This window comes from Mesorhizobium sp. B2-6-2, from assembly GCF_006440615.1.
In the GTDB taxonomy this organism is placed as follows: Bacteria; Pseudomonadota; Alphaproteobacteria; order Rhizobiales; family Rhizobiaceae; genus Mesorhizobium.
In genome coordinates, this window is the sequence record NZ_VFUG01000010.1 from 111,060 (window position 1) to 133,430 (window position 22,371).

Consider the following 22,371-nt stretch of genomic DNA (forward strand, 5'->3'; position numbering starts at 1 on the left):
CAGATAGGAGATCAGCCATGACAATCCGCGAAGCCTCGGCCCAATGGCAGGGCACGCTCAAGGAAGGATCCGGCCGGCTGCGGCTGGGCAGCGGCGTGTTCGAAGGCGCCTATTCCTTCCCGTCCCGCTTCGAGAACGGCCCGGGCACCAATCCGGAAGAGCTGATTGCGGCCGCCCATGCCGGCTGCTTCTCGATGGCGCTTACCGCCATACTCGGCGCCGAAGGCCACACGGCCGAGAGCATCCACACCATCGCCAAGGTGCATCTCGGCGCGACCACGGCCGGGCCGACGATCACCCGCATCGAACTCGAAACCAAGGCGAGCATCGCCGGCATATCGGTCGAGGATTTCGAGCGGCTGGCGCAAAAGGCCAAGGCGGCCTGTCTCGTCTCGCGCGCACTGGCGGGCGTCGCCACCATCACGCTCAAGGCGGGGCTCGTAGCTCACTGAAACGACAGGAGAATATCCAATGACCCAGGAATTGATCATCGACATCGCCGCGGCCAAACGCTCCGCCGAAACGGCGGAAATCATGCGGCGCTACAACGACGTCTTCCAGCGTCACGATCCGGCGGCACTGGACGAATTGGTGGCGGAGGGTTGTGTGATCGAGAACACCACGCCGGCGCCCGACGGCGCCCGCCGCACCGGCAAGGCGGCTTGCGTCGAATTGTGGTCGGCGATCGCTACCGGACCCGGTACCCGCTTCGACATCGAAGAGACGTTCGTCGCCGGCGACCGCGCCACGATCCGCTGGCGCTTCTGGATGGCCGACGGCAGGTCGCTGCGCGGCGTCAACCTGATGCGCGTCGCGGATCGGCAAATCGTCGAGGCGATGGGCTACGTGAAAGGCTAAGCATCGACCACGGCAACCGCATCGACCTCGATCAGATATCCAGGCGACAGGCTGGCCACTCCCAACACGACGTTGGCGGGCTTGTGGTCCCCGAACAGGGTCACGCGGGCGGCATCGATGATCGGGTAATGGTCATCGAGCCGGTAGCCGACGACGTAGATCATGAGCTTCGCCACGTCGTTGGGACGGGCGCCCGCGGCGGCAATAGCCCGACCGAGATTGGCGAACACCTGGCGCGTTTGAGCCGTGAAATCACCTTCGCCGACAAGCTTGCCGTCTAGGTCTTCAGATTCCTGGCCGGCGATAAATATCAGCCTGGTGCCTTTCGCCACGACGACTTGGCTGTATGTGTCAGGCTTGGGTAGATCCTGGGGATTGATGCATTCAAGCGTCATTGCGACCGCCTTTCTTACTCGGATTTCCGGCCTACTCGGATTTCTGGATCTCTCGAGCCTCGTTAGCCCAAAAGCTCCCCGAGGCTCGACCATGGGCTATGTGGGGGCTGGCGCCAAGGCTACCGATCGGCAAGCGCCAGCTTGGCGCCGAGCATGACGAAGGCGGCGGCAAAGCTGCGGCGCATCCATGTCAGCACCTTCGGCCGCGACACGATGTGGTTGCGCACCGATGCCGCGAAGACGCCGTAGATGGCGAAGACGACGAACGTCATCAGCATGAAAACGCCGGAGAGCTCCAGCATCTTGGGCAGCGCGTGCGGCTCGGTGGGGCTGACGAATTGCGGCAGGAAGGCAAAGAAGAAGATCGACAGTTTCGGGTTCAGGATGTTGATCAGGATGCCCGAGGTGATCGTTCTGGCGGTCGAGCGCGGCGCGGCGTCCTCGTCGATGCTGAGGCCGCCTTTTTCCTTCAATGTGTTCCAGGCCATGTTGAGCAGATAGGCGACACCGAGATATTTCAGCGTCTCGAAGGCGACGGCGCTTGTGTGCAGCACTGCGGCGAGGCCGGTGATGGCGGCCGCCATATGCGGGACGATGCCAAGCGTGCAGGCGAAGGCCGCGACAATTGAGGCGCGCGCGCCGCGCGAGAGGCCAGCGCCAAGCGTGTAAATGACGCCGGTTCCGGGCGAAGCCACGATGATCAACGACGTCAACAGGAATTCAATGCTCATGGATTTCCTCCGCTGCCCTGCCCGGCCGGAAGGTACCGGGAGGCGTGCAACAGGGCAAGCGGGACACTTTTCCTCGCCCCCGCGATGCGGGGGCAAGGAAACTAGCTCACTGCAAGCCCATGCGACGCCCTCGCCATCAGGCAGTCGCCGCCGCCGGGCATGCAGGCGCGGCAGACGTCGGGGCGCAGCTCGTAGATGCCGCAGGCCGTGTGCTTGCCCACCTCGCCGGTGAGCGCCGAGCATCGGCCGCCCTCGCAGCGCATGCCGGACTGGTCGGCTGCTACCAGCTCGGCCGGGATCCGGTCGAGCTGCTCATCCTCCTCGGTCGAAAAACGCGGCCAGTCTGCCGAGTAGGAGCAGCAGGCGCCACAGCTCTGACAGTCGAAGACCGCGACCGCACCGCCATCCTCGTCGACAGACACAAAGGACTGACCGGGCAGGCCGAGCGGCTTGGCTGTGCGACCGCCGTCCTGCGGCAAGGGCGCTACTTCTTTCTGGTCTTGCGCGCCGGCGCTTCGGCCAGCGACTTGAACAGATCGGTCGCAACCTCTGCGGGCGCATCCGGCTTTGCCGCCGGCTTGGCTGGCTTGGCAGCGGCGGGCGGAGCTGCCGGCTGGTCCTTGGCGGAGAATTTTATGGCCATGTCAGTCCTCGTCAGAAAAGCGCGATGATGGCGCATTCGGTTTGCGCAAGCGGCCGATCAGCGCCGAGACCGCCGTGATGTTCATTTCCTCGGGCGACCAGTTCCTGGCGTCCTCGATGTGGTGCGGCGCCAGCTCACGATGCGTGCTGCCGCTGTAGGCGGCATCCTGATAGCTGGTGCGTTGATGGGTCTTGGCGTCTTCCCGCACATACTCGATCAGATAGTTCGGGGCTTCGGCGCGGCCGCGCACGCCAACGCGCACCTGGGCATCGCCATGCGCTCGCTTGCAGCGTTCGAGCCTTTCCAGCACTCGGCGAACATATTCGATCGGCTTGTCAAGGGTATCGACCATATCGGCGATGGTCGCATCGGCGGCGATCGGCGTTGATGGTACGCGTTTGGCGGCCATCAGCGTGTGCCTGCCGGTTTCGGCAAAGCCTGCCCACATGATTCATTCGAGCTAGCGGTCAAAATCTTCTCCTGCCCGGAGGCCTGATGCCGAAATGGCAGAGCGTCTTTCGGCCATGACCACGCACAAAGCAACACGGCGCCGGATTTAAATTGCGGACGCCCGCATCCCTGGCCTTGCCGCATTCTTATCACATCGTGGCGGACGTTGGGGCTATCCGCAAAAAAGGGCAAAAAATTCGTCGGCTGCGGAACCAATGTCGTGGCGGGCCGTTTCCACTCAAGCCGTCAGCAATTCACGAGCAATCGAGAACGGTTGACGGCAAAAGCGTCTCCCGCGCCATAACAAGCGCGAGAGGCGTTTTCTATTGTTCACCGCTCCTGATCGGTCGGACGGATAAGTATCTCGTTGACATTGACCCTTGGCGGCTGGCTGACGGCATAGAAAATCGCGTTCGCAATGTCTTCCGCGGTCAGCGCTTCCATCGTGGCGAGACGGTGTTCAAGTCCGGCCTTGGATTGCACGTTGGTGATATGATCGCCGAGTTCGGTACGCACAAGGCCCGGCTCGACGACGGTGACGCGCACCTTGTCGGCATAGACCTCGCGGCGCAGCGATTCCGAAAAAGCCACCACACCAAACTTGGTCGCCGCATAGCCGCTGGCGCCGGGATTTGCGACCCGCCCGGCGACCGAGGAGACGTTGACGATATGACCCTTTGAAGCCTTCAGGTGCGGCAGCGCCGCCTTGGTGGTCGCCATCAGGCCGATAAGGTTGAGCTCGATCATCTGGCGCCAGTCGTCAAGATCGGCTTCGGCCGCGGGAGCAAGCAGCATGACGCCGGCATTGTTGACGAGGATATCGAGCCGTCCCCATTCGGATACGACCTTATCGACCATCGCGGTGATGTCGCCGGGTTTGGCGATGTCGGCTTCAATGGCGAGCGCGACGCCATCGGCCTGTTCGATGCGCGCAACCAGTGCTTCGAGGCGATCGGCACGACGGGCAGCGACCGCGACTTTCGCGCCGGCCGCGGCAAGGACCGCGGCGGTGGCCTCGCCGATGCCGGACGAAGCGCCGGTGACGAGCGCGACCTTGCCCGTGAGTGGTGAATTTGCGGTTGTCATGAGAAATCTCCAGGAGCCCGGCCCGCCCCTTCACATAGGCCGCCCCGCCGGGGCTTGAAGGCCCCATGAGAGCCATCGACGCAATTTGCCCGAGCCTGCCCGGGCTCAATCCTGTTCGTGCGGCCCAGGCTCCGGCCAGGGCTCCCTGGCGGCTTCGGCATACCAGTGCCGCATCGCGGGCATCGCCAATATCGCGTCGACATAGGCGCGGGTGACGGGTGCCAGCTCGCCGCCATAGGTGTCGAAGCGCGTCACCACCGGCGCATACATGGCATCGGCCGCGGTGAAATGGCCGAACAGGAACGGGCCGCCCTCGCCATATTGCTCGCGGCACTGGCGCCAGATCGCTTCGATCCTCGCCCGCTGCGCCTCGCCCTCGGCATCGAGCGGCTTATGGGATTTCGGCCGGCGCAGGTTCATCGGCCAGCCGTAGCGGACCTCGCGGAAACCCGAATGCATTTCCGTCGCCACCGAGCGCGCCAGTTGACGGGCGCCGAGATCGGTCGGCCAGAGCCTTTTTTCCGGATAGAGATCGGCCAGATATTCAAGGATGGCAAGCGTTTCCCAGACGATTCTTCCATTATGATTCAAGACCGGCACGAGGCCGGTCGGCGACACCTTGGCGAGGTTGGCCGTCGTCTCGGGTGTGCGCAGCCGCACGAAGCCTTCCTCAAAAGGGATATCCAGGTGCTTCATCGCCACCCATGGCCGCAGCGACCATGAGGAAAAGCATTTGTTGCCGATATAGAGGGTGAACTCCGCCAAGACCGTCTCCTGATGATGTCAATCCGCTGCGGCCGTCGTGATCGCCGTCGGCCCGACGCCGGCGCGGGCCTGGATCGCAGCGACCGCTGCCTTTATGTCGGGGTTGACCTCGATCGCCTTGCGGCCGGCCTCGATCGCGAGGTCTACCTGGTTTATCGGCAGCCGCAGCCTGGTCGGGATCTCGTTGAGCTTCGCCTGCACCGCCGGATCGACATCGGCGAAGGACAGGTGCTGGACAACAAGGCGGACATCACGGCAGTTCCAGCCGGAAGCCGAACCACGATAGGCGGAAACGGCGGAGGCCGGCAGGCCACAACGATAGCGCACCAGCTCGCCCTTCCATTGCGAGACGGCGAGCGTCAACGCATCGAACTCGTCGCGCACCGAGGCGGCGAGTGTGGTGCTGGTCACGGCGTCGAGGAGTTCGGCAGCCCTTGGCCCATGCAGGGACTTCGCCCAGCTCACGTCGCTGTCGCTCCCCGCATCCGCGACAATGAAGATCAACGTCGTCAGGCGGACCGCGGCCGATGGCGACAGCGGCCCGTAAGGCGTACCCGCGGCGGAACGCTCGAGCGTGAAGCCGGTGACGCCGATATTGTCGGTGAGGCCGCCGTCGAGCAGCTTCACATAGTCGAGCGGATCGGCGTTCTGATAGGAATCCAGAGCGCTGGCATAGGCCTTGAGCCGCAGCGAGGCATTGCGGTCCTCGAGCGCCAGGCTCAGCCATTGCGGCCTGCGATAACCGCAATGGGGACTGGTCGCCGAGACCACGATCGGCGCGAAGACGATCGGCACGGCCGCTGATGCCGCGACAGCATCGGCAAGCCGCACCTTGTCGAGATCGCTGCACAGCGCCGCGAACGTGTCGTAGGTGAAGAGAAATGGCGTGCGGTTGTAGATGTCGGAAGCGTTGATCCAGACGATCGGCCCGTTCGGCCTGTGCAACGCCTTGAATGTCGCACCGTCGAAGAGATGGTCGTTCAGCCATCTGGCGAAGCCGCTGCGGTCGTTGACGCCGCCATAATAGGCGCGAACCAGATTGACCGGAGAGATCGATACCCTGAGATCGGCCTCGGCATTCTGGGTCAGGAAGCGCTCGCGAAAATCCCGGTAGCCGTCCCTGCCCTTGTAGCCGAAATAGGCGGCGGCGACGGCGCCTCCCGAGGCGCCAGAAATCATCCTGATGTCGTCGACCAGCGTGCGGCGTTCCGGCCGTTCGTCGATGACAATATCGTCGAGCGCCCGCAGCACGCCATAGGAGAAAGCGGCCGCCCGAGTGCCGCCGCCCGAGAACGCCAGCCCGACGACGGTCGAACCGTCATCGGCGGTGTCGGGTATGTAGGTGGGTGACGGGTGGCCGACTTCTGTGCTCAGCACGTTGATCGGCCCGACATCGTCGGCGACGCAGCCGGCCAGGGCCATCAAAACTGCGACAAAGGCCACACGAAGACGCAAACTCGTTTCCCCCAGGGCTGCCTCTCCCGCAGCCGCGGCAGACCCTAACCGGATTGTCTTATCCGATGCAACCGCACCGAGAGAGAGATCCCCGCAGCCTGGAACCCAAACGGATCCGGCACGTTGTCAGACCCGGATGCGGTTCTCGTGTCCAGACCCAGGAGATGCGCGTCAAGCCAATGAAGGGCTTCCGTCAAGCAACGGCCGGCAAGGTGCAGAAGGCTTAGTGGCGACGTGAACGAGAAGGTTCGCAAAGCATTCTGAGGCCGTCTTGTCTTGATGTCGAGATAGGCAAGAGGCCGCCGCGAGGCGGCCTTTTTCATGTCCGGAATTGCTTGGCGAAAGCGTTGGTGAAGACGATCTCGCCATGGTCGCCGGCCGCCTCGCCCAACACCACATCCATGTTGCCGGCAGTGACCCTGGCCAGCGCGAAGCCGCCCATATAGGCCGCCTTCGGCTTGATGATGTCGAGCCGGTCACGCTGGTAGATCATCGGCACTTCGTGCTGGTGGCCGTGGAAGACGGCAATCACATTGTAGCCCTTGATCGCGGCCAGTAGCGCCTGGCGGTCGGCCTCGCCCCACCAATGCGGGCGGCCGGAGCCATCGTCATCATAGGTGCGTTTCACCGGGTCCCAGCGCTCCGTCGAGAAAGTGTCCCAGCCATAATGCTGGAACAGGATCACCGGCCGGCCGTCGCCGGCATAGGTGGCGAGATCCTGCTTCAGCCAAGGCAGGCTGCTTGGCGCGCCATGGCCGGTATCGCCGGCGAAGCGATGCATCTGGACGAGATGCAGGCCGCCCCAGTCCCAGGAATAGCAGTCGGTATCGACGTCGTATTCGGTAGCGGGCACCGGCGGCTTGAAGAACACGCCGGGACGATGGTTGACCTCGACATAATCGCGCAGTTCGCGGCGATACCAATCAACGTGCGGCGGCGAGCCGTTCTGGTCGAGATCATGATTGCCGAGCCCGACATAGACCGGGATGTGGACCCGGTCCGGCCCGACACCTTCTTGATAGCGCTTGGAGAACTGCAGAAGCTGCGTGCCTTCGCTGGGCTCCGTGACCTGGCCGCCGCCATCGTCGGTGATGTCGCCCCCGGTGACGAGGCCGAGCGGCGTGCCGATGCGGGTGCCGGCCGAATGCAGGCCGGTGGCAACGCCGTTGATCTCGGCCGGCCACTTCTTGTCGGCAATCGCGTTCAAGGCCGCGACGTTGCGCAGAAGTGCTGCATCGGTCTTGCCTTCCTGCAGGCAATTGGGACTGAGCCCGCTTGCCATGCGGCAGGCATGGATATCGGCGATGAAGAGGAAAGTGGCGTCGATCGGCTGGATGCGCCTGCCGGTCTGGCCGAAGGCGACGCGAGGCAGCGCGCCGGCAGCAGCGAGACCGCCGGCGATGAAGATGCGGCGCGAAACGGTTGCTGGCGAAGAGCGATTCATCGTCACCCGATTAAACACCCTCGGACCGCCTCCCTCTGTCCTGGCAGCGTTATCGCAATAACACCCTGCGGCGTCGTCTCGTTGCCAATCCGCCCGAAGACGGATGCACGCTTTCCAGCCCCCTCAAGCACTCGCGCAACACCCCGGCGTCCTGTGACGTCTTGGCCATCGACATGGCGCCGGAATAGGCCGCCACCGCAAGCGCGGCGAAGCGGTCGGGATCGGTCCCATCCTCCCCGCCGTCCTGCTGGTCGGCCCGGATCTTGTCGGCGATAGCCCTCCGCCAGCCGGCGAAGATCCTGGCAAGCGCCAGGCGAAACTCGTCGTCGGCCAGCGACAGTTCATGCGCCAGATTGTTAAGCGGGCAGCCGCGCACATAGCCCTGTCGCTCTAGCTCCGCAGCCACCGCCACGAACACGGCCCGCACGCCTTCGCGGGCCGATGACGCCGCCAGCACCGGGTCGATCCAGGTCTCCTGGACCGCCGCCGCCACTCGTTCCTCGATCACTGCGAGCGCCAGCGCCTTCTTGGTCGGGAAATGGTGGTGCAGCGCGCCGCCGGTGACGCCGGCCGCCGCCATCAGATCGCCAAGGCTCGATGCGTGATAGCCGCGCGCCTGGAAGGCGCCTTCCGCCACGTCGAGGACGCGCCGGCGCATGCCTTCCGGATCGTTGGTGCGCTTTTTGCGTTGGGCCATGGCGATCTCCCCTTTTTTCCCTGTTGGAGAAGGTACCTGAGCGAAGTGAGGGCGGATAAGGGTGCCCCGGGAACGCCAGCGCCTCACTCCGCTGGAACACCCCTCATCCGTCTCGGCGCTGCGCGCCGATCCACCTTCTCCCACAAGGGGAGAAGGGGAAAGCAAGATAGCAGATTGACAAAACAGGACAACCGGTCTGTTTATAAACAGGACGATCACCCTGTTTTGAGATTCTGGCCATGAACCGACCTTCCCGCCTTGCCTCGCCCATCGTCGAGCTTCGGCAATACACACTGAAGCCCGGGCAGCGCGAAACGCTGATCGCGCTGTTCGAGCGGGAGTTCGTCGAAACGCAGGAAGCAACGGGCATGACCGTCATCGGACAGTTCCGCGATCTCGACCGCCCCGACATGTTCGTCTGGCTGCGCGGCTTTGAGGACATGGAAACGAGAAAGGACGCGCTGAGCGCCTTCTATGGCGGCCCGGTCTGGGCAGCCTATCGCGATGCCGCCAATGCGACGATGATCGATTCCGACGACGTGTTGCTGCTCAAACCGGCTTGTCGGGGCGCGGGTTTCGACCTGTCGGGGTTGCTGCGGCCGACAGCCACCGAGGCTGAAACCATGAGCAATGGGAGTCGGCTGCCCGGCTTTGTTGAGATTTCGATTCATCATTTGCGGCCAGGCACTGAGGCCGGCTTTGTCGAACGCTTCCAGGCTGAGGCCGTCCCGCAACTTGCGACAAACGGCGCCCGGCTTCTCGGCGCCTTCGTCAGCGAGCATTCCGAAAACACGTTTCCGCGTTTGCCCGTGCGTGCTGCTGAAAACGTCTTCATCATCGTCACGGGGTTTGTTGATGGCGATGCCCACGCCGGCCATCGGGCCGCTCTCGCCGCTTCGTCGGTATGGCGGGCGGCCCGCGAAACCATGGCGACCGTTGCCACGAAGCCGACCGAGACATTGCGCCTGACGCCGACGGCCCGGTCGCTGCTGCGATAGTCACGCTGAAGGCAAGATGCCGGCTATCGCCTCGGCGACAAAGGCCGGATCTTCCCAATGCGGGTTGTGGCCGCAATCCTGTGCCCACACCAGGCGCGATCCGGTCAGCGCCCCTGCCATCGCCCGCTGATGCGCTTCGCCAAAAAGCGGATCGCGCTCGCCTGCGACGATCAGCGTCGGGGCCTGCACGGCGTGCGCCGCGGCGGTCAGATCGGTGCGACGGACTTCTTCGAGGATGGCGCGCCAGCGCGCCGCGGGAATCGCGGACGCGTCTTTCGCAAGGCCGGCGAGAAAAGCCCGCGGCACGCCCGGCCGGCAGGCATGCCACCAATGATAGAAGGGATCGACCGGCGAGATCGGATCGCGCAACGCCGCGACTTCATCGATCAGTTGGTGATCCTGTTCGAAACCGGGCATCAGCGCGCTTGCCAGGATCACCAGCCCGCCGACCAGTTTCGGATGCCGTGCGGCCAGCGCGATCGACACCATGCCACCGAGCGAATGGCCGACGACGACCGGCCGGTCGAGCCGCAGGCGCCGGATCAGCCCGGCAATGTCGTCGGCGAAATCGGCGACGCCGCAACCCTCGCCCGCCTGCGAGACCCCATGGCCACGCAGGTCCGGCATGATGAGCCGGCGGCCGGGAAGATGCGGCGCCAGCAGCGAGAAGCTGCGGCTGGTGTCGGTGAAGCCGTGCACCAGGACAAGCGGCGGCTCCGAACCGGGGATCTCGACATAGGCAAGGTCGAGACCGCCGATATCGACGGTCCGCTTGCGCCCGGCCCAGGACGCCTGCTCGGCCTCCTGATCCGTCAGTTCCAAGGCTGCCGGCCTCACAGTCCGAGCTTTTCCTTGACCGCGGCAAGACCGGGCTTGCCGTCAAAGGTGGTGACGCCGGCGAGCCACGCATCGAGCCGATCCTTGTGCAGGGTGATCGACTTCAGCGCCCCATCCTCCGGCTTCATGCCGTCATTGATGAGATAGCCCATACCGACATTTTCCATGTCGATGTCGAAGGCAAGGTTCTTCAGGAACTGCGCGACGTTGGGGCATTCCTGCAGGAAACCCTTGCGCACCTGGGTGGTCACGGTGGCGGCGCCGAAATTCGGGCCGAAGAACTTGTCGCCGCCGGTCAGGTACTTGAAGTCGTACATCGTGTTCATCGGGTGCGGCGCCCAACCCTGGAAGACGATGAACTGCTTCTCCTTGATCTCATAGCCGACCTCCGAAAGCATGCCGGCTTCGCTCGATTCGACCACCTGCCAGCCGTCCAGACCAAATTGCGGATCGGCAATGGCATCCATCATGAGCTGATTGGATCCGGGCTCGATGCCGTACATCTTCTTGCCGAACTTGTCGGCGAATTTGTGCAGGTCCGACAGGTCCTTGACGCCGGCGTCCCAGACATAGGTCGGCACGGCGAAGGTGTATTTTGCGCCGACCAGGTTGACGCGCACATTCTCGATCGAACCGTCCTTCTTGTAGGGCTCATAATAGGTGACCATCGCCGGATCCCAGTAGCCGAGGAACAGGTCGAGGTCTTTGTTCTTCATGCCTTCATAGATGACGTTGATGCCAAGCACCTCGCTTTGCGGCTCGTAGCCGAGCGCCTGGAGCAGCACCTTGGCCACAGCCGTGGTGAAGGCGAGATCGTTCCAGCCGGGTTCGGCCATGCGAACCACTTTGCAGCCTTCGGCCTCGGCGGCGCCCGCCGCCTGGGAAGCCAGCATTAGCGCCGCGACACAGACGCCTCTCGCAAGCATGCGCAACATTCCGGTTCTCCTCTTTTCGATCGCTTTTGACCTATTGGTCATTTTATTGTCCCATTGGTCAATGATTGATCTGGGCGGACGAAAATGTCAACGTGGATTCGCCATGCATGGATCGGTACGGTGAAACTCACACGCCTCAGCGACATACGCCGCAAGGAACTGCGGCAGGCGGCCTTCGCGGTGCTGGAGCGCGAAGGCATCGCCGGCGCGACGCTGGAAAAGGTCGCGGCCCGGGCCGGCGCCTCGAAGGGCATCGTGCTGCATTATTTCCGCAACAAGCAGGAGCTCTTCGAGCACGCCATGCGCGAGGCCAACGCCGTGCTCTGTCACGCCGTGGTCGCCCGGCTTCAGCGGGCGCGAACGCCGATGGAACGGCTGGACGCCGTGATCGAAGGCAATTTCGAGGAGCATTTGTTCCTGCCGCCGCTTTGCCACGCGTGGCTGTCGCTCTGCGCCGAGGTGCCGCGCGACGAGAAGCTGGCGCGCATCCAGAAAGTCATCCACGCGCGCATGCGCTCGAACCTCTTATCCGGCCTGCGCGGCCTCGCTTCGCCCGAACTGGCCGAAGAGATCGTGCTCGGCGTCACCGCTTTGATCGACGGACTGTGGCTCAGGCTTGGCCTGCAGCCGGGCAGCGTCACGCGCGAGCAGGCGGTGCGCCAGGTCACGGATTTCGTCGCGGGCCGGCTGGCGCTGCGCCAGCCCGCGCCGGTCGGGCTAGCCTCGGCCGGATAAGGTTCATACCGGCGATAGCTCCCGCGCTTGACTAGCCGCGTTGCGACAGCGCCCTCCTCCAGGAGGGGCGAGATTGACCCTCCCTTCAACCGATTTGCATCTTCCCCGCCCGCAATCTCCGCTTGATGCGGTTTGTGCAACGCGATACGCCCTTGCCCAAATCGACAGACGGAGACTTGCCGTGAGCGCTGAAAAGACCAGAACCGAGACCGATACGTTCGGCCCCATTGAGGTCGCGGCCGACCGCTATTGGGGCGCGCAGGCGCAGCGTTCCCTGGGCAATTTCAAGATCGGCTGGGAGAAGCAGCCGGCTTCGATCGTGCGTGCGCTCGGCATCGTCAAGCGTGCCGCGGCCGAAGTGAACATGGAGATGAAGCGGCTCGACCCGGCCATCGGCGAGGCGATCGTGGAAGCAGCGCAAGAGGTGATCGACGGCAAGCTCGACGAGCACTTTCCGCTGGTCGTCTGGCAGACGGGCTCGGGCACCCAGTCGAACATGAACGCCAATGAGGTGATCTCCAACCGGGCGATCGAGATGCTCGGCGGCGTCATGGGCTCGAAGAAGCCGGTGCATCCGAACGACCACGTCAATATGAGCCAGTCGTCCAACGACACCTATCCGACGGCCATGCACATCGCCTGCGCCGAGCGGGTCGCGCACCACCTGATCCCGGCGCTGCACCATTTGCACAAGGCGCTCGGCGCCAAGGCCCGTGCCTTTAATCACATCATCAAGATCGGCCGCACGCATACACAGGACGCCACGCCGCTGACCCTCGGCCAGGAATTTTCCGGCTATGCCGCGCAGGTCGCCTCTTCGATCAAGCGTATCGAGCTGACGCTGCCCGGCCTGCAGGAACTGGCGCAGGGCGGCACCGCCGTCGGCACAGGGCTCAACGCGCCGGTCGGCTTCGCGGAAAAGGTGGCGGACCGTATCGCCGCCATCACCGGCATCGCCTTCGTTACCGCGCCGAACAAGTTCGAGGCGCTGGCGGCGCATGATTCCATGGTGTTCTCGCATGGTGCCATCAACGCGGCGGCCGCGGCGCTGTTCAAGATCGCCAACGATATCCGCCTGCTCGGTTCCGGGCCGCGCTCGGGCCTCGGCGAGCTCTCGCTGCCGGAAAACGAGCCGGGCTCCTCGATCATGCCGGGCAAGGTCAACCCGACCCAGTGCGAGGCGCTGACGCAGGTCTGCGTGCAGGTGTTCGGCAACAATGCAGCACTTGCCTTCGCCGGCAGCCAGGGCCATTTCGAGCTCAACGTCTATAACCCGCTGATGGCTTACAATTTCCTGCAGTCGGTGCAGCTGCTGGCCGATGCTTCCGTCTCCTTCACCGACAATTGCGTGGTCGGGATCGAGGCGCGCGAGGACAATATCAAGGCCGCGCTCGAGCGCTCGCTGATGCTGGTGACGGCGCTGGCGCCGACCATCGGCTACGACAACGCGGCCAAGATCGCCAAGACCGCGCACAAGAACGGCACGACCTTGCGCGAGGAAGCCTTGGCCACCGGGCTGGTCAGCGAAGCCGATTACGATCGGCTGGTGCGGCCGGAGGACATGACGCATCCCGGGTAGCGACGCGGAGCGAGGCTGTTACAGGCTGCTGCAGCCTCGCGATGTCGTCATTCCAGGGCGAAGCAGCCGCGAAGCGGCGTCGCGAAGACCCTGGAATCCATGCCGTTACCTGAACCGAAGGACGCAGCGGAGCAGATCCTCCACCGCTTGCGGCTACTTTGAGGTCACGGCATGGATCCTCGGGTCTGCGCGCGTCGCTTCGCTCCTTGCTCCGCCCGTGGATGACGACGTCATGAGCGTCTCGGCAAATCTGCGAAGCCAGCGCTCGCAAACTTCGGACCGACGGTCCGTTTTGCGGCAGCAGAATTTACTGGGATAGCCCGATCCCGCGACACGATTTTTGCGCACGACCGTCAATCCCGAAAACATACATTCTGTGAACAATGTGTCGCCACATAGGCGGCTTTGGTGAACAGTCACTGTCGTCTATCTGACGGACTATTCAACCCCGTTCGGAGAACCGCCATGTCCATCAACTCTTCCGTCGCCGGCACCGCGTCCAACAGTTCCACTACGATCCTTCTGGGCCGCATTCTGCTCGCCGTCATCTTCCTGCTTTCCGGCTTCGGCAAGCTCACCGCGATTTCCGATACCGCCGGCTATTTCGGCGCTCTCGGCCTGCCTATGCCAACCGTAACCGCCGTCCTGGTCGGCCTGATCGAGCTGCTCGGCGGCCTTGCCATTCTCGTCGGCTTCCAGACTCGGATCGCCGCATGGGTGCTCGCCATCTTCACGATCGCCACCGGGCTGGTCGCGCACACCGGCTGGGCCGACCAGATGCAAATGATCCAGTTCCTCAAGAACCTCGCCATCACCGGCGGCTTCATCCTGCTCGCCTCTTCGGGGGCCGGCGCTTACTCGATCGACGCCAAGCGCGGCTAATTTCTTCCTCCCAGACTGCCAATGGAAGCGGCGCGGAATTTTCCGCGCCGCTTTTCGTTTTTCCAATTGCAGGCGTAAACTGCATCTGCAGACGGCAAGGAGTTGGCCCGTGGCCCGCAACGCACTGCTTTTGGTCTCGCGGCTACTTCTTGCCGCGCTGTTCGTACCGTCGGGTTTCCAGGCGCTCAGCAATATCGGCGGTACGATCAATTATTTCGCCGGCCTCGGCCTGCCACTGCCGACCTTGGCGGCCTGGGGCACAGGCCTGTTCGAGTTGATCGCCGGGTTGTTGGTTCTCGTTGGTTTCCAAACGCGGATCGTGGCGCTGCTGCTTGCCGCCTTCAGCGTAGTCGCCGGTTTCATCGGCCATTACGGCCAGGGCGCGGGCGACGCCACGCTGTCCTTCATGCACCAGCAGATGCTGATGAAGGACATCGCCATTGCCGGCGGCTTTCTGGCGCTGGCCATGGCCGGCGCCGGCGCATGGTCGGCGGACGGGCGTGGCTTCGGAATCGGCGCCGACGTCAGCTGATCCGTTACTTCACCAAGACGCTCGGCCCGCCCTCTACCGCGAGCACCAGGCGGCGGTTGGTGATACGCGCCAGTTGCGCCAGCCGGCCGGCCGGGCGCTCACCATAGAGGTCGGAAAGCGAGGCCGGCAGCACCAGCGCCAGCGCTCCGTTGCCGCGGCTTTCCCATTTCAGCCTCGGCATCACGCCCGGCATTGCCGCCGTCAGCAGATAGACCACGCGCATCATGGCCGCGAGCGTGCGGGCGCGTTCCAGAAGGCGCGGCGGCGCCAGCGCCTTGATCTCGGGAGCGATGCCGTCGTTGAAGACGCCGTCATGGCGATAGGCGTTGGCCAGAGCCAGATAGGCGCGGCCCGGATGGTCGACGCCGGTGAAGGAGGCATGCGCGATGATGTTGAGCGACTGCCGGCCGCGATATTCCGGATGCGCGCGCCAGCCGATGTCGGCAAGCAGGCAGGCCGCATGGCGGTAGCGCGCCTCATCCTCCGTCTCGTCGATGCCGAACGCCTTGAAGGCCTTGCCGGTCCATTCGACCAGGTCATGGGCGTGATGCACCGAGCGCGAGCGCAATAGCGCCAGTTCCTCGGCGGCCGAGATCAGCGGGTCGGCCTTCTGCTCGGCGGCGTCGAGCAGCGAATAGAGGAAACCCTCGCGCACGCCCTGCGCCGAGACGACGATCTTCGACGGCTGCATGGCCGACATGATCTCCTGCAGCACGACGGCGCCGTAGGGTAAGAGCGAGCGGCGGTTCTTGGAGACGCCCTCGATGCCCCTCACCTTCTCGACCTCGCTGCGGGCGACCTGCTTGAGGAAAGTCTGCGCGCTGTCGGCCGATATCTCGTAGTGATGCATGACGCCGAGCGGGTAGTTGTTCATCTCCATATGCAGCCGGGCAAGGTTTCGCCAGGTGCCGCCGACGGCGTAGAAAACCCTGCCCTGCCCGCCCTTCAGAAGCTTCGCCCGCGCCAGTTCCTGGCGCGCGATCTTCTGCGCCTGAACCAGCGAGTTCCTGGCCATGTCCTGCAGGCGCAGGCCGCCGAGCGGCAACGTTATGCCGTCGCCCATTGTCTCGCCATTGATGTCGATCAGCTCGAGGCTGCCGCCGCCAAGGTCGCCGGCGATGCCATTAGCCGGATGGAAACCGGAAATGACGCCGAGCGCCGAATAGTAGGCCTCCTGGCGCCCGGTGAGCACGCGGATCTCGGTCTTCAGCACCTCCTCGGCGCGGTGGATGAAATCGGGGCCGTTGCCCGCTTCGCGCGCGGCGGCTGTCGCCAGCACATAGATGTGCTCTGCACCCGCCTGGTCCGAGAGCGCGCGGAACCTGCGGAATTCCTCCATCGAGCGCGTCACCGCCTCGGGATCGAGCTTGCCCGTCGAAACGATGCCGCGGCCTAGGCCCGCCAGCATCTTCTCGTTGAACAGAAGCGTGGGCGAGCGCGCCAGCCCCTCATAGACGACAAGGCGGATCGAGTTCGATCCGATGTCGATGATCGACAGCGGCCGCCGGTCCTGAAGCCGGCCCTGGGAAACTGCAATCACGCGGCGCTGTTCTTCTTGCGGCGCTTGAACTGGGCAATGCGCTTGGGCGCATGCGATTTCAGCGCGTCGCCCCGCCCGGAGAGGCTCGGATTGGTCATGAAATATTCCTGCGCGTTGAACGGCTCCTCGCCCTCCTCCAGCACAGCGCGCCGGGAGGTGCCGTCAGCCAATACGTCGAAACTTTGCTGGTTGTCCATGATGTTGCCCAGCATGATCTGGCCAAGCACCTGTTCATGCACAGTTGGATTGGTGATCGGCACCAAGGTCTCGACGCGGCGGTCGAGATTGCGCGGCATCATGTCGGCCGACGAGATGTAGACGACCGCCTCGTCGGACGGCAGGCCGTGGCCGTTGCCGAAGCAGAAGATGCGGCTGTGCTCGAGGAAGCGGCCGACGATCGATTTCACCCTGATATTCTCGGAAAGACCCGGCACCTGCGGCCGCAGACAACAGATGCCGCGCACAACAAGGTCGACCTCGACGCCGGCGCGGCTGGCGTCGTAAAGCGCGTCGATGATGGTCGGATCGACCAGCGCATTCATCTTCATCCAGATGCGCGCCGGTCGGCCGTCGCGGGCATGGACGATCTCGTCCGAGATGTGTTTCAGGATGCGCTTGCGCAGCGTGAAGGGCGATACGGCAAGGCGCATCTCCTCGGCGGGCTCGGCATAGCCGGTGATGAAATTGAAGAGCTGCGCGACATCGCGCGCGATCGTCGGGTCAGTGGTGAAGAAGGACAGGTCGGTGTAGATACGGGCGGTAACCGGGTGGTAGTTGCCGGTGCCGAGATGCACGTAGTTGCGCAGCCGGCCATCCTCGCGGCGCACGATCAAGGACATCTTGGCGTGGGTCTTCAGCTCCAGGAAGCCGAACACGACCTGCACGCCGGCGCGCTCGAGGTCGCGCGCCCAGCGGATGTTGGCTTCCTCGTCGAAGCGCGCCTTGAGCTCGACAAGTGCCGTGACCGACTTGCCGGCCTCGGCGGCGTCGATCAGCGCGCGCACGATCGGGCTGTCGTTAGAGGTGCGGTAGAGCGTCTGCTTGATCGCCACCACTTCCGGGTCGGCGGCGGCCTGGCGCAGGAACTGCACCACCACGTCGAAGGACTCGTAGGGGTGATGGACGACGATGTCCTTCTCGCGGATTGCGGCGAAGCAGTCGCCGCCATGTTCGCGGATGCGCTCGGGAAAGCGCGGATTGTAGGGCGTGAATTTGAGGTCGTCGCGCGGGATGGCGACAATCTCGGATATCTGGTTGAGCGCCAGCGGACCGGTGAGCACGCTGATGCGGCTCGACGATACGCCGAGCTCGCCGGCGACGAAGTCCCGCAACGCGGCCGGCATCAGCGTGTCGAATTCGATGCGGATCACCGAGCCGCGGCGGCGCCGCTTCAGCGCCGTTTCGAACAGGCGCACCAGGTCTTCCGACTCTTCCTCGACCTCGATGTCGCTGTCGCGGATGATGCGGAACGTACCGGAGCCCTTGACCTCGTAGCCGGGGAAAAGCTTGCCGATATAGATGCCGACCACTTCCTCCAGCGGAATGAAGCGGACATGGTTCTTGCGGTCGGGCAGGCGGATGAAACGCCTGAGCGCCACCGGCAGGCGCAGCAGCGCGCTCATCTCCTCGCCATTCTTGCGATGGCGCAATTGCAGGGCGATGGAAAAGCCGAGATTGGGGATGAACGGAAACGGATGCGCCGGGTCGATCGACAGCGGCGTCAGCACCGGGAAAACCTGTTCCTGGAAATGCTCCTCCAGCCAGGCTTTCTCATCCTTGGTCAGCGCGTCGCGGGTGATGCTCTCGATGCCTTCCTTGTTGAGCAGCGTCATCAGCGCCGAGAGGCTCTTCTGCTGGTCCTCCTGCAGGCGCTCGACCTCGCGCAGCAACTGCTCGAGTTGCTGTTCGGGCGTGCGGCCGTCCGGGCTCTTCAGCGCGATGCCCTCGCGGACCTGGCCGGCAAGGCCGGCGACGCGGACCATGAAGAACTCGTCGAGATTGGCGGCAGAAATCGACAGGAAGCGGACGCGTTCGAGCAGCGGATGATGCTCGTTCAGCGATTCCTCCAGCACGCGGCGGTTGAATTGCAGCCAGGAGAATTCGCGGTTGACGAAACGATCGGGATTGCCGCCGTCGGGGCTTGCCGCCTCGACGGTGATAAACTCGCTCTGCACCGGCTTCAGTTCGTTCATAGTTTCCTGCTCTTGCCCGCAACCGTCCCCAGGGGGCGTCGCATATTGCCGTTCAATGACGCTCTAGCATTTCTTTATGACGCATGATCGTCACGGAATCGCTCCGACACCGCCCTATGCGCTTAACCGGCTCAACTTATCCTCTGCCAGCCTTTTGCGACAGTTTGATTTCATCGATCTTGCAAACTGGCCTGTTATGCTCCAGATGCAAACTGGTCACACCCACTGGCCGAACCCAATTGGAGACGACGATGGCAGGCGGCAGCATTCCCCATTTCCAGAACGACGCGGGCCATCCCGTCATCGAGATCGGCGTCAAGGAATTCATGTGCACCGGCGCCAACCCGCCTTTCGACCATCCGCATGTGTTCCTCGACATGGGCGACGACAATGAAAAGGTCTGCCCCTACTGCTCGACGCTCTACCGCTATTCACCGTCGCTGAAGGCGACGGAAACCCAGCCGGCCGGCTGCCTCTATGTCGACCAGGCCGCCTGATCGTCCCGATCGACCATGACTGAAATAAGGTCCCGGCAGATCGTCATCGCCGGGGCTGGCATTGCCGGGCTGACGGCGGCGCTTGCCTTTGCCGAGCGTGGCTTCCCGGTAACACTGTTCGAGCAGGCCAGGCAACTCGAAGCGGCCGGCGCCGGCCTCCAGCTTTCCCCCAACGCGACCCGCATCCTGCGGCGGCTTGGCGTGCTCGATCGCCTGCTGGCCAACGCGATCCGGCCGCGAGCGGTGGTGCTGAAGGACGCAAGAAGCCTGCGAGAGCTGGCGCGCGTACCGCTTGGGGAAGCCGCGGAAAAGCGCTGGGGGGCGCCCTATCTCGTGGCGCACCGCGCCGACCTGCAGGCGGCGCTCATGGCGGCAGTGGCGGAACGGCCCGGTATCGCGCTTGTCACCGGCGCGCGCATTACCGGCATTGCCGTCGACCCGCAAAGCGTTACCGCGACGGTCGAATTCGACGGCAAGGCGACGGATGTCGCATGCGGCCTGCTGGTTGCAGCCGACGGCGTCTGGTCGTCGGTTCGCGCCCAGCTTGCCCGGACGGCCGGCTTTGCGGCAAGCCGTTTTTCGGGCGAGCTCGCCTGGCGCGCGACGGTCCCGGCGGAAAGCGCCGCCGGCAGTGCTTTTGCCGAGATCGGAGCCACCGACAGCGTCACCACCTTCCTGCATCCCGGCTTCCACATGGTCGCCTATCCGGTGAGCAAGGGCAACGCCTTCAATCTTGCCGCCTTCACCAGGGGCGAGCGCATCGCCGAAGGCTGGTCCGGCCATGCGGACCCTGCGATTCTTTCGGCTGCCATGCGAGGCACGGCGGCAGCGCTGGCGGAGCTGGCGGCGCTTGCCGGGCCGTGGACAGCCTTCCCCATCCACACGGTCGCGCAGCGGCGCTGGACCATGACGGAGGGCATCGCGCTGATCGGTGACGCCGCGCACGCCATGACGCCCTTCGCGGCGCAAGGCGCGGCCATGGGGATCGAGGACGCCGCTATGCTCGCCAATCTCGTTGCCGACTCCCCCGGCGATCCAGCTCGAGGCCTTGCCATCTGGGAAAATCTCAGACGCCCGCGCGTCGAGAAGGTGCTGAAACGCGGCGCTCTCAATCGGCTGGCCTGGCACGCCTGGGGACCGGTGGCGATCGCGCGCAATCTGGTGCTGGCGACGCGGCCGCCGGAAAAGCTCGCGGCGGACCTGGACTGGCTCTACGGGTGGGAGGAGCGGAAGGTTGTGCGGCGGTAGGCTGGATTGTGCGGAAAACAAGATAGGCTGGCGGGACAGCGCCCCCCTCTGTCCTGCCGGACATCTCCCCCACTTGGGGGGAGATTGGCAGCTTTGGCGCTGGCGCTCATCCTGCAACGTCGGAGATTTGGCGAAAGCCGGCGCGACATCCGATCTCCCCCCTTGTGGGGGAGATGTCCGGCAGGACAGAGGGGGGCGCGAAGGAATGAGACGCTCGCCAATCGGCGCTAATTATAAAGTGTAAGCGACCACCCCAGCGATACCGGCAGCGGGTTCCACCAACCTGTCCGGATGCCGGCAGTGCGCAGTGCCGCCGCCGTCCAGGTGTTGCAGCCGACCAGCGCGTTGAACTGGCCGTTGGCTTCGTAAAAACGGTCGTAGCTCGAGTAGCCGGCATTGTCGATGGCGACCGGGCCGTTTGGGCCGCTCCGAAAGCTCGAGGCGATATAGTCGAGCAGCGCTGAAAAATGCGCCTCGTCGATATCGAAGATTGCGACATCCGGGTGCGGTTCCTTGATCGCCCCCGCAGCATCGACATGCATCACCGAGGCGTCCAGCGTCAGCGCCTTCAGCACCGGCACCGCTTTGAGTTCCAACCAGGTCGGCGTCTCCAGATAGAAGGCGCGGCCGCCCCAGCCGAAGACGATGTAGCGCGCCTCCGGAGCCTCGATCGGCAGGCCGGCATCGGCCAGGAAGGCAAAGCGTTGGCGCACGTCATCATCGACCGGTATCGCAATGTCGGTGTGAATCGGATTCCTCAACACCAATATACGCCGCGTCCCCTCGCCTTCGGCCCGTGCCGCCGGCCAGAGCGGACGCGGTACCAGCGCGCCGAGCGCGGCGGCAAGCACCGCCGCTCCCAACAGCATCACCATATATCGCAGGACTCGTCTCATCGGGTGCGGTGGTTCCGTCTTGTCTGCGTCAACTCCAGGAAAACCTGGACGATCAGGCTAGACGATTTCGGAGCGTCAACCAAAAATGAGCCGGTCCTTGTCCGATCGCCCGAATGCAAAAAAAGCCCGGCTGTTTCCAGCCGGGCTCCCGAAAATTTAGCGTCGCGCCCGCTCAGTGCAGGATCTGCGACAGGAAAAGCTTTGTGCGTTCATGGCGCGGATGGTCGAAGAATTCGGCCGGCGTGTTCTGCTCGACGATCTGGCCCTGATCCATGAAGATCACGCGGTTGGCGACCTTGCGGGCAAAGCCCATCTCGTGGGTGACGCACAGCATGGTCATGCCCTCTTCCGCCAGCCCCACCATCGTCTCCAGCACTTCCTTGATCATTTCCGGATCGAGCGCCGAGGTCGGCTCGTCGAAGAGCATGATGCGCGGGTTCATGCACAGCGAGCGTGCGATCGCCACACGCTGCTGCTGACCGCCGGAGAGCTGGCCCGGATATTTGTTGGCCTGCTCGGGGATCTTGACGCGCGTGAGAAAATGCATGGCGATCTCCTCGGCCTGCTTCTTCGGCATCTTGCGCACCCAGATCGGCGCCAGCGTGCAGTTCTCCAGGATGGTCAGATGCGGGAACAGGTTGAAATGCTGGAACACCATGCCGACCTCGCGGCGCACCTCGTCGATCTTCTTCAGATCGTTGGTGAGTTCCTTGCCGTCGACGATGATCTTGCCTTTCTGGTGCTCTTCCAGCCGGTTGATGCAGCGGATCATGGTCGACTTGCCGGACCCGGACGGACCGCAGATGACGATACGCTCGCCGCGCATCACCTTGAGGTTGATGTCCTTCAGCACATGGAACTCGCCATACCATTTGTGCATGCCGACGATGTCAATGGCGACATCGGTGGTGGAGATGTGCATCTTGGCGGCGTTGACCTTGATTTCTTCCGCGCTGACGGCGTTTTCGGTGGCCAT

At 64.0% G+C, this 22,371-nt stretch carries 25 protein-coding genes; 9 read left to right on the forward strand and 16 right to left on the reverse strand.

The annotated features are described in order from the left end of the window. Positions 1-17 precede the first annotated feature (17 nt). Positions 18-452, forward strand: a complete 435-nt coding sequence (locus FJ419_RS19850) for an OsmC family protein (RefSeq protein ID WP_140697055.1) — start codon at positions 18-20, stop codon at positions 450-452. Between the two features lie 19 nt (positions 453-471). Further along, on the forward strand, positions 472-858 hold the full coding sequence (locus FJ419_RS19855) for a nuclear transport factor 2 family protein (protein WP_140697058.1): 387 nt from the start codon (positions 472-474) through the stop codon (positions 856-858). Here FJ419_RS19855 and FJ419_RS19860 read toward each other — a convergent pair. The 10 genes from FJ419_RS19860 to FJ419_RS19900 all read right to left on the reverse strand — a co-directional run bounded on the left by FJ419_RS19860 (position 855) and on the right by FJ419_RS19900 (position 8,524). Continuing rightward, entirely contained in the window at positions 855-1,253 is a 399-nt protein-coding gene (locus FJ419_RS19860; protein ID WP_140697061.1) for a RidA family protein, read from the reverse strand. The genes FJ419_RS19855 and FJ419_RS19860 overlap by 4 nt on opposite strands. Positions 1,254-1,372: 119 nt before the next feature. After that, a complete protein-coding gene (locus FJ419_RS19865; RefSeq protein WP_140697063.1) occupies positions 1,373-1,984 on the reverse strand; it encodes a LysE family translocator in 612 nt (203 codons plus the stop codon). Positions 1,985-2,085: 101 nt separating this feature from the next. Beyond that, positions 2,086-2,406, reverse strand: coding sequence for a YkgJ family cysteine cluster protein (locus FJ419_RS19870; RefSeq protein ID WP_246679260.1), 321 nt, complete (start codon positions 2,404-2,406; stop codon positions 2,086-2,088). 62 nt (positions 2,407-2,468) lie between these two features. Continuing rightward, a complete protein-coding gene (locus FJ419_RS30840; protein WP_181170762.1) occupies positions 2,469-2,627 on the reverse strand; it encodes a hypothetical protein in 159 nt (52 codons plus the stop codon). Between the two features lies 1 nt (position 2,628). After that, on the reverse strand, positions 2,629-3,036 hold the full coding sequence (locus FJ419_RS19875; protein WP_140697359.1) for a hypothetical protein: 408 nt from the start codon (positions 3,034-3,036) through the stop codon (positions 2,629-2,631). 371 nt (positions 3,037-3,407) lie between these two features. Beyond that, positions 3,408-4,163 (reverse strand): SDR family NAD(P)-dependent oxidoreductase, encoded by a 756-nt coding sequence (locus FJ419_RS19880; protein WP_140697066.1) that lies wholly within the window; start codon positions 4,161-4,163, stop codon positions 3,408-3,410. A gap of 105 nt (positions 4,164-4,268) precedes the next feature. Beyond that, positions 4,269-4,928, reverse strand: coding sequence for a glutathione S-transferase family protein (locus FJ419_RS19885; protein ID WP_140697069.1), 660 nt, complete (start codon positions 4,926-4,928; stop codon positions 4,269-4,271). Positions 4,929-4,946: 18 nt separating this feature from the next. Beyond that, complete coding sequence (locus tag FJ419_RS19890; protein ID WP_140697362.1) at positions 4,947-6,350, reverse strand: patatin-like phospholipase family protein; 1,404 nt, start codon at positions 6,348-6,350, stop codon at positions 4,947-4,949. A 352-nt stretch (positions 6,351-6,702) separates the two neighbouring features. Then, positions 6,703-7,827 carry a metallophosphoesterase gene (locus tag FJ419_RS19895; protein WP_140697072.1) on the reverse strand — a complete coding sequence of 375 codons (1,125 nt, stop codon included), beginning with the start codon at positions 7,825-7,827 and terminating at the stop codon, positions 6,703-6,705. A 49-nt stretch (positions 7,828-7,876) separates the two neighbouring features. Further along, a complete protein-coding gene (locus FJ419_RS19900; protein ID WP_140697075.1) occupies positions 7,877-8,524 on the reverse strand; it encodes a TetR/AcrR family transcriptional regulator in 648 nt (215 codons plus the stop codon). A gap of 239 nt (positions 8,525-8,763) precedes the next feature. Between FJ419_RS19900 and FJ419_RS19905 the strand changes: the two genes are divergently transcribed. Continuing rightward, entirely contained in the window at positions 8,764-9,522 is a 759-nt protein-coding gene (locus FJ419_RS19905) for an NIPSNAP family protein (protein WP_140697078.1), read from the forward strand. Here the strand turns inward: FJ419_RS19905 and FJ419_RS19910 are convergent, their stop codons facing one another. Both FJ419_RS19910 and choX read right to left on the reverse strand, forming a co-directional pair. Next, positions 9,523-10,344, reverse strand: coding sequence for an alpha/beta hydrolase (locus FJ419_RS19910; protein ID WP_246679262.1), 822 nt, complete (start codon positions 10,342-10,344; stop codon positions 9,523-9,525). An 11-nt stretch (positions 10,345-10,355) separates the two neighbouring features. Beyond that, positions 10,356-11,294: a choline ABC transporter substrate-binding protein gene (gene choX, locus FJ419_RS19915; protein ID WP_140697085.1), complete on the reverse strand. Its 939-nt coding sequence runs from the start codon at positions 11,292-11,294 to the stop codon at positions 10,356-10,358. A gap of 84 nt (positions 11,295-11,378) precedes the next feature. Here choX and betI point away from each other — a divergent pair, with 84 nt between their 5' ends. The 4 genes from betI (at position 11,379) to FJ419_RS19935 (ending at position 15,022) form a co-directional block, all read left to right on the forward strand. Next, positions 11,379-12,029 carry a transcriptional regulator BetI gene (gene betI / locus FJ419_RS19920; protein WP_140697089.1) on the forward strand — a complete coding sequence of 217 codons (651 nt, stop codon included), beginning with the start codon at positions 11,379-11,381 and terminating at the stop codon, positions 12,027-12,029. A 181-nt stretch (positions 12,030-12,210) separates the two neighbouring features. Then, positions 12,211-13,608: a class II fumarate hydratase gene (fumC, locus tag FJ419_RS19925; protein WP_140697092.1), complete on the forward strand. Its 1,398-nt coding sequence runs from the start codon at positions 12,211-12,213 to the stop codon at positions 13,606-13,608. A 465-nt stretch (positions 13,609-14,073) separates the two neighbouring features. Next, positions 14,074-14,490, forward strand: coding sequence for a DoxX family protein (locus tag FJ419_RS19930; protein WP_140697095.1), 417 nt, complete (start codon positions 14,074-14,076; stop codon positions 14,488-14,490). Positions 14,491-14,599: 109 nt separating this feature from the next. Next, positions 14,600-15,022 carry a DoxX family protein gene (locus tag FJ419_RS19935; RefSeq protein ID WP_140697098.1) on the forward strand — a complete coding sequence of 141 codons (423 nt, stop codon included), beginning with the start codon at positions 14,600-14,602 and terminating at the stop codon, positions 15,020-15,022. A 4-nt stretch (positions 15,023-15,026) separates the two neighbouring features. On the opposite strand, the gene ppx is transcribed toward FJ419_RS19935, so the two are convergent. Both ppx and FJ419_RS19945 read right to left on the reverse strand, forming a co-directional pair. Continuing rightward, positions 15,027-16,562 (reverse strand): exopolyphosphatase, encoded by a 1,536-nt coding sequence (ppx, locus tag FJ419_RS19940; protein WP_140697111.1) that lies wholly within the window; start codon positions 16,560-16,562, stop codon positions 15,027-15,029. Beyond that, positions 16,559-18,754 (reverse strand): RNA degradosome polyphosphate kinase, encoded by a 2,196-nt coding sequence (locus FJ419_RS19945; RefSeq protein WP_140545464.1) that lies wholly within the window; start codon positions 18,752-18,754, stop codon positions 16,559-16,561. The genes ppx and FJ419_RS19945 overlap by 4 nt, the downstream gene beginning before the upstream one ends. Positions 18,755-19,005: 251 nt before the next feature. Between FJ419_RS19945 and FJ419_RS19950 the strand changes: the two genes are divergently transcribed. Then, positions 19,006-19,251 carry a zinc-finger domain-containing protein gene (locus tag FJ419_RS19950; protein ID WP_027169907.1) on the forward strand — a complete coding sequence of 82 codons (246 nt, stop codon included), beginning with the start codon at positions 19,006-19,008 and terminating at the stop codon, positions 19,249-19,251. 15 nt (positions 19,252-19,266) lie between these two features. Next, on the forward strand, positions 19,267-20,499 hold the full coding sequence (locus FJ419_RS19955) for an FAD-dependent monooxygenase (RefSeq protein WP_140697120.1): 1,233 nt from the start codon (positions 19,267-19,269) through the stop codon (positions 20,497-20,499). 227 nt (positions 20,500-20,726) lie between these two features. Here FJ419_RS19955 and FJ419_RS19965 read toward each other — a convergent pair whose 3' ends face one another. Together FJ419_RS19965 and FJ419_RS19970 are read right to left on the reverse strand one after the other, a co-directional pair. Further along, positions 20,727-21,395, reverse strand: coding sequence for a TIGR02117 family protein (locus FJ419_RS19965; RefSeq protein ID WP_140697123.1), 669 nt, complete (start codon positions 21,393-21,395; stop codon positions 20,727-20,729). Positions 21,396-21,567: 172 nt separating this feature from the next. After that, a complete protein-coding gene (locus FJ419_RS19970) occupies positions 21,568-22,371 on the reverse strand; it encodes an amino acid ABC transporter ATP-binding protein (RefSeq protein WP_140697126.1) in 804 nt (267 codons plus the stop codon).